The 12676-nt window shown below is 55.9% G+C and carries 10 protein-coding genes and 1 pseudogene; all 11 read left to right on the top strand.

What is annotated here, in order from left to right; all coding sequences use genetic code 11:
• Position 1: 1 nt before the first annotated feature.
• The 11 genes and pseudogenes from CAI21_RS12665 to CAI21_RS12610 all read left to right on the top strand — a co-directional run bounded on the left by CAI21_RS12665 (position 2) and on the right by CAI21_RS12610 (position 12590).
• Complete coding sequence (locus CAI21_RS12665; protein ID WP_116302626.1) at positions 2–2761, top strand: type I polyketide synthase; 2760 nt, start codon at positions 2–4, stop codon at positions 2759–2761.
• On the top strand, positions 2761–3093 hold the full coding sequence (locus CAI21_RS12660; protein ID WP_116302625.1) for a phosphopantetheine-binding protein: 333 nt from the start codon (positions 2761–2763) through the stop codon (positions 3091–3093). The genes CAI21_RS12665 and CAI21_RS12660 overlap by 1 nt, the downstream gene beginning before the upstream one ends.
• A 256-nt stretch (positions 3094–3349) precedes the next feature.
• Entirely contained in the window at positions 3350–3685 is a 336-nt protein-coding gene (locus CAI21_RS12655; RefSeq protein WP_181919410.1) for a condensation domain-containing protein, read from the top strand.
• Positions 3610–4080 carry a condensation domain-containing protein gene (locus CAI21_RS12650; protein WP_116302623.1) on the top strand — a complete coding sequence of 157 codons (471 nt, stop codon included), beginning with the start codon at positions 3610–3612 and terminating at the stop codon, positions 4078–4080. The genes CAI21_RS12655 and CAI21_RS12650 overlap by 76 nt, the downstream gene beginning before the upstream one ends.
• A gap of 2 nt (positions 4081–4082) precedes the next feature.
• The gene (locus tag CAI21_RS12645) at positions 4083–6476 is read left to right on the top strand and encodes a non-ribosomal peptide synthetase (RefSeq protein ID WP_147305106.1); all 2394 of its coding nucleotides are present in this window, start codon (positions 4083–4085) and stop codon (positions 6474–6476) included.
• Between the two features lie 17 nt (positions 6477–6493).
• Positions 6494–7984, top strand: coding sequence for a condensation domain-containing protein (locus CAI21_RS12640; RefSeq protein ID WP_116302621.1), 1491 nt, complete (start codon positions 6494–6496; stop codon positions 7982–7984).
• The gene (locus CAI21_RS12635) at positions 7981–9111 is read left to right on the top strand and encodes an SDR family oxidoreductase (RefSeq protein WP_116302620.1); all 1131 of its coding nucleotides are present in this window, start codon (positions 7981–7983) and stop codon (positions 9109–9111) included. The genes CAI21_RS12640 and CAI21_RS12635 overlap by 4 nt, the downstream gene beginning before the upstream one ends.
• Positions 9112–9326: 215 nt before the next feature.
• Positions 9327–10343, top strand: a complete 1017-nt coding sequence (locus CAI21_RS12630; protein WP_116302619.1) for an acyl-CoA dehydrogenase family protein — start codon at positions 9327–9329, stop codon at positions 10341–10343.
• 71 nt (positions 10344–10414) lie between these two features.
• Entirely contained in the window at positions 10415–10987 is a 573-nt protein-coding gene (locus CAI21_RS12625) for a class I SAM-dependent methyltransferase (RefSeq protein WP_116302618.1), read from the top strand.
• Between the two features lie 39 nt (positions 10988–11026).
• Positions 11027–11793: pseudogene (locus CAI21_RS25985) on the top strand (thioesterase II family protein).
• On the top strand, positions 11790–12590 hold the full coding sequence (locus CAI21_RS12610; protein WP_116302615.1) for an outer membrane lipoprotein-sorting protein: 801 nt from the start codon (positions 11790–11792) through the stop codon (positions 12588–12590). Before CAI21_RS25985 ends, CAI21_RS12610 begins: the two are co-directional and overlap by 4 nt.
• Positions 12591–12676 lie beyond the last annotated feature (86 nt).

Raw genomic sequence — 12676 nt, 5'->3', positions numbered from 1 at the left:
CATGGAAGCAATTGAGGGAATTGCCATTATTGGTATGGCTGGTCGATTTCCGGGGGCGCGCGGTATCGCGCAGTTCTGGGAGAATCTTACCCAAGGCGTAGAGTCGGTAACCGAGTTAAGTGAGGAGGCTTTGCAGCAAGCAGGAGTCGGGCAGAGCTTGTACGGCGAGGATAATTACGTTCGTGCGGCCACCTTGCTGGACGACATCGATCTGTTCGATGCGGCGTTCTTCAATATTCCGGCCCGCGAAGCCTTAGTTGTCGATCCGCAGCATCGGGTATTTCTAGAATGTTGCTGGGAAGCGCTAGAGACGGCGGGTTACGTGCCCGACGCTTATGAAGGTGCGATCGGTGTCTACGCGGGCGCGAGCCTTAATACCTATTTGATCCATAACCTGGCTTGTCAGCCGGCGTTATTGTCCACGCCCGAAGGATTCCAGGCGCTCGTCGGTAACGAGAAAGATTATCTGGCCACCCGGGTGGCTTACAAACTGAACCTGCGCGGCCCCGCCGTCAGTGTCCAAACGGCCTGCTCGACTTCCCTAGCGGCCGTCCACCTCGCGGCGCAAAGTCTTTATCTCGGCGAGTGCGATATGGCGCTGGCAGGCGGGGTGTCGGTAAAAGTCCCGCAAACAGTGGGCTACCTGCACCAAGACGGGATGCCGTTCTCTAAAGACGGCCATTGCCGGACTTTCGACGAGAAGGCTTCCGGGACGGTGTTTGGCAGCGGCGCCGGGGTGGTACTTCTAAAACGCTTACAAGACGCGATTGACGATGGGGACAATATACTCGCCGTAATCCGGGCTTCGTCGATGAATAACGACGGCTCCGCGAAAGTCGGATTCACCGCACCCAGCAGTGAGGGGCAGGCCGACGTAATCGCTCAAACGCTTGCCCTGGCCGATGTGCCGGCCGAAAGCATTGGGTACATAGAGGCCCACGGCACCGGTACGCCGCTTGGCGACCCCATAGAAGTGGCGGCATTGACGGATGTTTACTCGGCGGAGACTTCGCGAACCGGTTATTGCGCTATCGGTTCGGTCAAAACCAACGTTGGGCACCTCGAAACCGCTTCCGGTATTACTGGCTTAATCAAAGTGGTACAGATGCTCAGGCACGGGACCTGGGTGCCTAGCTTAGGCTTCGATAAGCCGAACCCCGAGATCGACTTTGCGAAGACCCCTTTCTTTGTTAACACGAAAACGCAGCCATGGCCGATGCAGGGAGACACGCCCCGGCGTGCTGCCGTTAGCTCTTTCGGCATGGGCGGGACGAACGTGCATGCCATTCTCGAGCAGGCGCCGGAGAGCGAGGCGCCGGCGCTGCCGAAGCGCGATTTTTACATAATGACCTTATCGGCCAGGACGCGCGAAAGCCTGGATTCGATGACTGCTAACTTGCGGAGTTGGATGGCGGACAACATGGACGCCGACCCGCACCGGATTGCCGCTACCCTCCAGCTTGGGCGAAAGGGCTTCGAATACCGGCGGGCGTTTGTCTGTCGAGACCTGATCGATGCCGTAGAGGTTTTGGATGGCAACGATCCGGGGCGGCTGCTTACTACCCACACTAAAGGACCTCGGAAACCGGCCTTTTTATTTGCCGGAGGGGGAGCGCAATACCCCGGCATGGCAGCGGATTTGTATCAGCGTGACGCAGCTTTTGCGGCCGACGTCGATGAATGCGCAATGCAGTTCCAGCCATTGATAGAAGAAGATATTCGGCGCTTCATGCTAGCGAAAAGCGACGATTTAGCGCTTGCTGCCAGGATGTGCGATCCGGACGTCATGTTTCCGGCGCTGTTTACGGTTCAGTACGCCATGGCCCGTTACTTCTTGGCGCGCGGCATCGAGCCGGCCGCGATGGTCGGACATAGTAACGGCGAGTATGTCGTTGCCTGCCTTTCCGGTGTCATGAGTTTAGCAACGGCCATTCGGATGGTTGCGCTACGTTCTACGCTCATGATGAAGATGGCTCCCGGCGCGATGGTTGCTGTGCCGTTACCGGAGGAAGAAGTGCTGCCTTTGTTAGTCGGTAGCCCTTTATCGATAGCCGCTGTCAACGGTCCGAAAACCACGGTCCTTTCGGGCGAGAAAGCGGAGGTGGATGCCTTTGTCGAGCGCCTGGCTCGCGAGAAGAAAGTTGAAGCGAAGAGCGTTCATGTGAATGCGGGCCTGCATTCCTACTTGACGGATTCCATCCGGATCGAGTTCGAACAAGGCATTGCCGGGCTCGAACTTCAGGCGCCGGAAATCCCCTACGTTTCTTGTGTTACCGGCGAGTGGGCAACGAGCGACGAGGTAAAAGACCCGGCCTACTGGGGGCGTCATCTCCGCCAAACCGTCCTTTACAAAGATGCTGTTAATACGCTGATGGAGAAAGACGATTATGTCCTGCTGGACATGGGGCCGGGCCAGGTGGTCGGCGCCTTGGCACGGCAGATTGCGGACGGCCAGCGGTGGGACGTTATCAGCGCTTCGCGCCAGATAGACGACGTGGTGAATGACGAAGAGTATGCCCTTAGCGCGGTCGCGCGCTTGTGGATGGTGGGGGCGGAGCTGGATTGGCTGAGCTTTTACAACGGTAAGAAGCCACGGCCGATGGTCTTGCCAACCTATGCATTTCAGCGCAAACGCTACTGGATCGCCCCCCGAGTATCGATGCCGCCAATGCAGCGCAAGCGCCGAACTGGGCCGAGCTGCTTGCGGCGGAAGATAGCGAAGACGCGCAGGAAGAGCGCTCTACCGGGCGTCCGGCGCTGATGGTCGACTATGTAGCGCCGGAGAACGAGCGGGAAGAGCAAATCGGGAAAATCTGGCGGCGCTTCCTCGGCTTCGATCAAGTGGGGGTGCATGACAATTTTATCGAACTTGGCGGGACATCGCTGTTAGCGACAGAAGTGTGTACCGAGCTGAGAAAGGCGTTCCGCGTCGATTTGCCGCTTAAGTCATTTCTTACCGCCGGCACGATACGTGTTTTGGCGGAGGAAATTCAACGGCTTGAGACGGAACGCGATCTGGCTGCCGAACAAGAGCTGCTTGCAGCGATTGAAAATATGCAAACGGAAGAAGTGCTTGAGCTGCTTAAAGATTAACCGGGCTCGTGGCTTTATTCGATAAAGATAAATGAGGAATGGCTATGGATAGCATCAACGAACGACTGAACAAACTTACTAGCGAGCAGCGCGCGCTTTTTGAAAAGCTATTGGCCAGTAAAAAACTGCGACCTTCGAAGAACCTTCGGCACCGCCGCAGATCGTACCTGACCCCGACGCTCGTCATGAGCTGTTTCCCCTCACGGACATACAGCAAGCACAGTGGTTCGGTCGTAGCGGCTTATTCGATATTACGGTGGCCGGCCACGGTTACGTCGAGCTTGAATGCGACGGTATGGATCTCGACAGGATTCAGACCGCTTTGCGGCGCATCATTGCTGATAACGACCAGTTGCGCATGGTCGTACGGCCGAATTTGCAGCAGCAAGTGCTGGCCGAGGTACCCGATTACCAGATCAAGATCTATGACTTACGCGAGATGTCCGAGGACGAAGCGGATGCTCAGTTGGCGTCGGTTCGGGACCGCATGTCGCACGAAATTCTGCCCGCCGATCAATGGCCGATTTTGAGGTTTGCGCATCCATTCGAAGCAATGACCGTTTACGAATCCACTTCAGCTTCGATCTGTTAGTTGGCGACGCGTGGTGTTTCAGAATGCTCATCGATGAATGGGCCCGCGTTTACGACGATCTCGAAGGAGGCCGTAAACCGCCCGAGGAGTTGCGTTATCGTGACTACGCCCTGGCACTCGAATCGTTGGAGGGGACGCCGTTATACGAGCGCGATCTAGCCTATTGGCGCAAGCAGCTAGAAACCTTGCCTCCCGCCCCGCAGTTACCGATGGTTCAGTCGCTTAGCGGTTTGACTGAGGTCCGTTCTCAGCACTGGAGCATTCGACTGAATAAGACCGAGTGGGCAAACCTGAAGCGAAAACTCGCCCGCGAGCGCCTAACGGCATCTGGTTTTTTGCGGCGGCCTTATCCGAAGTTATTACGTTGTGGAATAAGGAACCAAGCCACGCGTTGAACGTGACGGTATTCAACCGCCTTCCCATGCATCCCGATGTCGAACGCCTTTTGGTAGGCGAGTTCAACTCCTTCCAGCTATTAGCGGTGGAGAATGGCGTAGAAGCGTCTTTTGCCGACCGTGCCAGGAAGTTGCAGGAGCTACTGTGGAGTCATTTGGAGCACCGCTGGGTCAGCGGCGTTCGTTTGATGCGAGAGCTGGCGCAGGCTAGAGGCACGAATGCCGGGGAATCTTTAGTACCGGTCGTATTTACCAGCACGCTGGCGCACCACGAGAACGAAGAAAACATCCCAACTCGCACGCTAGGCAAGTGGGTGTACGAAGTGTCGCAGACGCCGCAGGTGTGGATGGAGCATCACCTGTGGGAAGAGCAGGGCGAGTTGTTGCTGCATATCGACGTCGTCGAAGGCTTGTTCCCTGAGGGGATGATGGAAGATTTCATCGCCGCTTACGAAAAGCTGGTTCGGCGTTTGGAATCCGACGACTCCGGATGGCAAGAGCTTAATGGCCATTACCTGTTGCCCGAGTACCAGCGGCAAGCTTGGGATGCCTACAATCAGACGGATGACGACGGCTTACCGACAGGTTACCTCGACACCGCATTTCAGGCCCAAGCACAGAGGCGGCCCGATGCAACGGCTGTTGTCTCTGCGACGGGTAATCTAACTTATGGCGAAGTCGATGCGCTTTCCAATCGTGTGGGTCACTGGCTGCGGGAGTGCGGCGTAAGGCCTAACGAGTTGGTCGCTATCGTTGTTCCCAAGGGTTGGGAGCAAGTTGTTGCCGCCTTGGGTGTGGTCAAGGCGGGCGCGGCCTATGTGCCGATAGACGCCGACTCCCCGCAGGAGCGACTGGAGAATATTCTTCGAGACGGAGAAGTGGCTGTCGCGATTACGGTCGCCGATACCCTCGACAAGTATAGCTGGCCGACATCCGTCAAGGTGCTGCCGCTTGCTCGCGAGGCATTGGCAGACCAGTCGGCGGCACCGTTGGCACCGCAGCATGCGCCGGAGGATTTGGCCTACGTCATCTACACCTCCGGTTCGACCGGCAAGCCGAAAGGCGTCATGATCGACCACCGAGGCGCGGTAAATACGATCGGCGATATGAACCAGCGTATCGGGCTCAACGAGAACGACAAGGTCTTCGCCGTTTCCGCTTTAAGCTTCGATCTATCCGTCTACGACATCTTCGGCACACTAAGTGCCGGCGGCACTATCGTGATGCCGGATCAGCAAACGCCGGACCCGAAGCGGTGGTTAGCCTTAACGACGGAACACGAAGTAACGGTGTGGAACTCCGTGCCGGCGTTGCTCGAAATGTTCGTTATGTATATCGAAGAGAGGGCCGAGGCGATGCCCTCTAGCCTGCGGTATTGCCTGTTGAGCGGCGATTGGATTCCGCTTTCCCTTCCGGGGCGGTTGGAGATTGCCAATCCCGATATCAAGGTGTTGAGTTTGGGCGGTGCCACCGAAGCGTCGATCTGGTCCATCTATTACCCGGTCGACCTTATCGATCCGGATTGGCGGTCCGTCCCCTACGGTATGCCGCTAAAGAATCAACGTTTCTATGTCCTGAACAAGTTCTTGCAACCGTGCCCATTCTGGGTCCAAGGCGATTTGTACATCGGCGGGGTCGGGTTGGCGAAAGGCTATTGGAAGGACGAGGAAAAAACGCAGGCCAGTTTCATTACCCATCCGGTTACCGGCGAGCGTTTGTACCGAACCGGCGATCTGGGCCGTCTGTTACCTGACGGCTACATTGAGTTCATGGGGCGCGATGACGGTCAAGTCAAAGTACGAGGTTACCGGATCGAGCTTGGCGAAATCGAAAGCGCGCTGGGCAAAGTAGACGGCGTTCACGCATGTGCCGTCGTCGTCGTCGGGAACACGTCCGAGGATCAACAGCTTGCAGCGTTTGTTGTGCCGGAGGCCGAGCATGAGCTGAGCAGCGAGCAACTAAGCGAGCGGCTGCAACAAATGCTCCCTCACTACATGATTCCAGCAACCTTTTCGGTCATGGAAAGCCTGCCGCTGACGCCGAACGGCAAGATAGACCGGAAACGGTTGTTAGAGCTAGGGGGGGAAGAAGCGGGCGGCGAGGTCATGTATGTCGCGCCACGAAATCCCACCGAAGAGCGCATAGCGGCACTTTGGCAGGAATTGCTTAATGTCGAAAAGGTAGGCGTTTACGACAACTTCTTCCAAGTAGGCGGAAACTCACTGATCGCAAGCAGATTGCTCTACCGGATTCACGATGTGTTCGAGGTGGAACTGCCTCTTTCTCAGTTATTTGAAGCGACGACGGTTGCGGCGATTGCGGAGATGGTCGAGGAGCAGATCCTCCGAGAAGTCGACGCGCTGTCGGAACACGAAGCAGAAGCCCTGGTGGACTGAGAATAACGGAGGCAATCATGAGCGCATCGCTTAAGCAAAGGGATTTTAATAATCTGTCTGCCGCAAAGCGGGCTTTGCTGGAGAAAAGACTGCGAGGAGCCGATAAGCCGGCCGGAGATTCGTCGGAGGCGCGTTTCCCCCGCATTACGCCGGACCCGGAAAATCGCTTTTCGCCATTTGGATTGACGCCCTTCCAGTTAGAGCTCTGGCGAGCCCGTAACACGACCGGTATTTCGCCCTGGTTCTACTTGGAGACAAAAAGACGGGATTTGGATCTTGCCCGCTTTGAAAACGCATGGCGGCAGCTTGTCAATCGCCACGATATGTTGCGGTCGGTGATGTTGCCGGACGGACGCCAGAAAGTCATCGACTTAATACCGGACTGCGAGTTGATCAAGGAAGACTTACGTTCTTGTTCTGTAGAAGAGCAGGAGGCTAGGATTCGCGAGATACGCTCCGATATGTTGCGCCAGCCCAAGGAGGAGCCGATTCACCCGGTGGAAATCCGCGCTTGCCGGATAGGTGACAACGAGTGGCGGCTTCATTTCGGGTTCAGCACCCAGATCTTCGACCTAGCCAGCGTGGAGCTGATGGCAGCCGATTGCCGGGCTGTATACGAAGGCGACGCCACACACGGCTCGCCGCTCCCCGTTACGTTTAGAGATGTCGTGCTGATCGAGGACGACTTCAGTGAAACCATGGAGTTTCAACGGGCAAGCGATTACTGGTCGGAGCGTTTTCGGCAGTTGCCCGAACCGGCGCAGTTTCCGCCGGAAGCAAGAGGCGAAGCGGATGCGGCCGTTTTCGAGCACCGTCATCTATTAATCGACGTGCCGCAATGGCAGGCAATTAAAAACAAAGCGAAAGCGAATGGGTTAACTGACTCCATGGTCGTTTTTGCGGCGTTTAACGAAGTGCTTTCCGCGGCGATCCAGCAACGTCACTATGCCTTGGAAACGCGTGTGTTTCGCCGTCTGCCACTGCATGACCATGTTTATGAGCTGGCAGGTCAATATGTTGCCGGCGTCGTTTCCGAAGTCGATCTGCGGCAACCGATGAGCTTGTTAGAGCGCGGCAAAGCCTTTGAGCAAGCGACATGGCGGGACTTGGATAACGCATTTGTCGACGCGGCACGGCGTTGGCGATTCGAACGCGGTGTCCTGCCGGCAGAGCCGTCGGTTGTCTATACCAGTACGATTGCGCGCTTCGAAAACTTTGTGCAACTGGGCGACGAACCCCCGATGAAATGGTTTGGCGAACCCGAGTTCGTGCGCTATCAGTCGCCAAACTTAGGGCTGGAGTTTTTCGTTATGGAAAGCCGGGGCACGCTTGAGTGTCACTGGTTTGCTAATACCCAGTTCGTTTCCGCTACCGTGGTAAGCCGCATGGCCGAGCAGTACCAACGGTTCATTAAAGCGTTAGCGGAGACCGATACCGCTTGGCACGAAGTGATGCAGCATGCCTCGCTGCCGGAGGTGGGTGCCTGCGAGCTTGGAGGTGCATCATGAGTAGCGAGGCCTGCGAGCGCGTTTTGCTGACGGGAGCGACCGGCTTTCTAGGGGCTCATCTTCTAGCTGAGCTGCTTAAGGACGACTCGGTGAGGGTTCAATGCCTGGTTCGTGCTGCCGACTCGGCCGCAGGGGTGGAGCGGCTACGCAAGACGTTGGAGCACTACCGACTTTGGGACGAGGCGTGGCGGTCGCGACTTTATCCGCTATTAGGCGATCTGGAAAAGCCGATGCTCGGCTTGGATTCTGCGCAGTTCAGCAAGCTTGCCGGAGAGCTGGATTTAATCCTTCATACCGGGGCGAATGTCAATTACGTACTGCCGTATAGCCTAATGCAGAAGGCGAATGTGCAAGGGACGCAAGAGATCGTCCGGCTAGCGGCAAAACGGCGCGCTCGTGTTGTGTATGTATCTACCTTGCGGCTGTTCGACTCCCGTTTGGACGGTCGCCCGGTACGAGAGAGCGACGCGATTGACGACGCTTCGACACGATATAGCGCCTATTCCTATAGCAAATGGATGGGGGAGAAGGTGGTACGGCGCGCAGGAGAGCGCGGCATCCCCTACCTCATTGTACGCCCGGGTTTGGTCTGGGGTGGGGCTGTCGGTGGCGGGGTGAACGAAGGCGATGCCGTATCGCGGCTCATTAAAGGTTGCCTAGCATTAGAGTGTGCCCCGGATTCCCCGTTACAGGTGAATCTGACACCGACCGATTACGTCATCCAGTCCATACTTTGGTTGGCCCGGCGTTCCGAAGCCAGCGGCGAAGTCTTCCATCTGGTTAACGATCAACCGACAGGCTGTGCCCGATTATTTGAGCGTTTGCGGGCACAGGGTTATCCGTTGCAGCTGGTACCTTATGGTGTCTGGATGGAGCGCTTACGGGAGGCCGCGCAGTCGGAGGCGGCGGGCGATCTCGTGCCATTGCTCCAGTACTTCAACGACGACTTGCCTGAGCAAAGCCTGAAACGAGTGTTCGATAGCCGTTTTACCCGCGAGTACCTAAGTAGTAGGGCCGGTATAACGTGTCCGGCAATCGACTCGGAGCTAATCGATCGGGCGCTGGCCGGGATGCGCGAGACAGGCTTTATTGCCGCCCCGAACAAGCATGCCGAACTGACGGGGTAGTAACTCATGGAGACAGACATGGATAGTGCAGTGCGTGCAGTAAAGGATGTGTCGCGTGAGGGGCGCAAGGTAGCTCCTCTTAGCCAACTAACCGACGATGAGCTGGAGTTCCAAAATAAAATCGTTGCCTTATTCGAACGGAGCTTGGGCGACCATGTTCAAAGCTGCGATCAAAACGCTCAACTCGATAGCGACGTAATCGACTGCTTATTCGAATGCGGACTAATGGGAATAGAAGTGCCCAGGGCGTGGCCGGCCAAGGCGAGTCGTTCTTCAAGAGCATACTCGCCATCGAATCGATGAGTCGTTTCGACCCCAGTATGGCCGTGTTCGTACACGTCCATAATTTATTGGTAAACAACGTGATCGCAAAGTTCGGTAGTAGCGAGCAGAAGGAAGCGCTGCTGCCCGCGCTAGCTTCGCAAATTGTAGGCGCCTTTGCGGTGACGGAGCCGGAGGCCGGTAGCGACTTGGGAGCGATCGGCACGGTTGCGGAAGAACGAGGAGACGGTTACGTCATTAACGGTAGGAAGCGCTGGATAACCAATGCCAGAGAAGCAGGGCTCTTTTTGGTCCTCGCGCGCTTGCCGAGCAGGGCCGCGCGCCATGCGGCCTCGATCTTCCTGGTCGATGCCCGCGCGCCAGGGGTGAGCGTTTCCGAGCCGATTGCAAAGATGGGAGTCCGAGCGAGTTCAACCTGCGAAGTCAACTTTGACAACGTGACGGTTTCGTCCGCCAGCATGCTCGGTGCGCCGGGAGCCGGCCTTGATATTTCGAACTACGCGCTTGCGATGGGCAGAATCGGGATTGCTGCCCAAATGACGGGCTTGGCGCAAGGCGCTTTAGAACGCGCCGTGGCTTATGCCGGCGAGCGGAAACAGTTCGGCGACAGTATCGCCCGGTTTCAGGGCGTTAGTTTTCCCCTTGCTCGGGCTATGACGGAGGTTCGTGCCTCGCGTCTTATGGTCTACGACATTGCACGAAAAGTCGAAGCCGGCACACCGTTTTTCCGCCTGGTCACAGAAGCGAGCGGTGCCAAACTATTTGCGTCGCATGTGGCAGAGACGGCCGCCTCTATTGCCGTGGAGACGTTGGGAGGAAACGGCTACGCGTGCGACTACGGCGTCGAGAAGTTCTACCGGGACGCGAAAGTCGGAAAGATCTACGAAGGCACCTCGAATATTCTTCTTCGCACAATCGCCAGCGAGTTTATGCCAAAGTCGGTCGTCTAGCGCTGCCGTCCTTTACGGCGCAGCCGAGTATTGTTCGTGAGGCGCATACGTGACAACGCAAAGGAGGCGTTATGTCAACGAAAACTCATGATGTTTGTCCGGTTGAGCATGCCGGCACATTCGATAGGTGGTACCGCTATTACCTACAGAACCCCGACTTCATCCTAAAAGGTTTAGTGAGGCCGGGAATGACAGCGCTGGATATCGGTGCGGGGCCCGGTTACTTCACGATTCCAATGGCGAAGATGGTGGGCGAAAAAGGCAAAGTTATTGCTGCCGACGTGCAGCAAGGTATGCTCGATCTGGCAGCCAAAAAAGCTGCGGAGAACGGCGTCAAAGATAGGGTTGAGCTGCATTTGACCGAGCCTGGCCAGATAAAGGTCAAAGAGCCGGTTGATTTTGTGTTGGCGTTCTACATGGTGCATGAGGTTCCCGATGCCGATAGCTTTATGAACGAGGTGTTCGGCATTTTGAAGCCTGGTGGAAAATTGCTTGCCGCGGAGCCCGCATTCTTTTGGCTGTTACAAGGCATGTTCAAGAACCTGGTAGATGCAGCCCTCCGCGCAGGTTTTGTCGCGCTTGAACAAAAGCGATTTTTCTTAGCTCGATCGGTCCTGCTCGCAAAGCCCGAAGATGCTGCGTAACGTATTCTTGCCGTGAGTTAGACGGCAAAGGTTGACAGGATGTCATTCAATAATAACCCATGGCTTGTTAGAGAGAATCCCACCAAGCAGGCCGCTAGCCGGCTTTTCTGCTTTGCATATGCCGGCGGAAATAGCCGTGTCTTTGCCGACTGGCAGGCGCACTTAGGGCCAAAGGTAGAGGTAATAGCGGTTGAGCTGCCGGGGCGGGGGCGGCGTTTCGCTGAAACGCCAATCGGCGACTTGAAAACACTGGTTGGCTTGTTGGTGGAGGCGGTGCTGCCCCTTTTGGATAGGCCGTTTTATTTTTTGGGCATAGCAATGGCGCATTGATTGCCTATGAACTGTCGAGGGCCTTGTCTCGGCATTATTTTCTCTCGCCGAGAAAACTCTTTGTGTCGGCTAAGCGTGCACCGCATTTGCCTTGCCGGGATAAGCCGCTTCATCAGCTCCCCGAGGCAGAGTTTATTGCTGCCCTTCGAGACTATAACGGCACGCCGCACGATGTTCTTGCGAACGAGGAGCTGATGGGGATTTTCCTCCCCGTGCTAAGAGCCGATTTCTGTCTAAGCGAGTCTTATCGATTTGATGCACAAGAGCGCCTGCTGACTGACTTGGTATTGTTCGGCGGAAGGCGCGACAGCTTAGTGCCGGAGCCGGATCTGCTAGCCTGGAAAGAGCTTTTCGAAGGTGCCTGCGAGTACCGTCAGTTTGACGGCGATCACTTCTTTATACACAGCCAAAGAGACGAGTTACTCGCCGGTATTGCCGACTACCTATCAATGTCTTTGGAAAGAGGAACGGTATGAAAAGGATTGCGAGAATCGTACTGAGCGGAGCGTTTTTTCTTGCTGGTTTGACGTTGGGTTCAGCGGTTGCCGAAGAGGACGCCGCGGCAAGAGGGCTTGAGATCGCCCAAGAACGTAAGGCGCGCGATACCGGTTGGGATGCGACCGAAGCAGCAGTGGAAATGACCTTATATAGTCGCGGCGGTAGCGAAACGGTGCGGCAATTACGTATCCGTTCGTTAGAGGTGCCCGATAGCGGCAGCAAATCGTTGATTATATTCGACTTGCCAAGCGATGTTAGAGGGACGGTTGTTTTAACTCACTCTCATATAGAGCGCCCGGACGATCAATGGATATTTCTACCTTCCATTCGTCGGGTAAAACGTGTCTCGTCGAGCAATCAGTCTGGCGCCTTTATGGGAAGTGAGTTTGCCTTTGAAGATTTAAGTTCGTTCGAAGTCGAGAAATACGATTACGAATACCTAGGCGAGGACGAGCTGGATGGGATGGCGATGTATAAGGTTGCCTCGACACCGCTATATAGCCATTCCGGATATACGCGTTTAATTACTTGGATAGACCAGGAGCACTACCGTCCTTGGAAGACGGAGTTTTACGACAGGCGAGGCGAGTTGCTGAAAACGCTTACCGCATCCGGATTCTCGCTCTATGAAGACCGGTTCTGGCGTGCAAGCGTGTCTTACATGGAAAACCATCAAACGGGACGAAGCACAAAGCTGGAATTTAAAGAGTATGACTTTAACGTATCATACAGAGAAGCCGATTTTCGCCATAACGTCTTGAACCGGGTCAACTGATTAAACTTAGCACTCTCGAAGTGAAGGTGTGCACTGGGTTTCACGGGTGTTTGAGGCTTCTCAACGCCTACTGTTAGGTGCTTGCG

Source organism: Alkalilimnicola ehrlichii, assembly GCF_003399765.1.
In the GTDB taxonomy this organism is placed as follows: domain Bacteria; phylum Pseudomonadota; class Gammaproteobacteria; order Nitrococcales; family AK92; genus AK92.
This window is presented reverse-complemented; position numbering and strand designations above follow the sequence as displayed.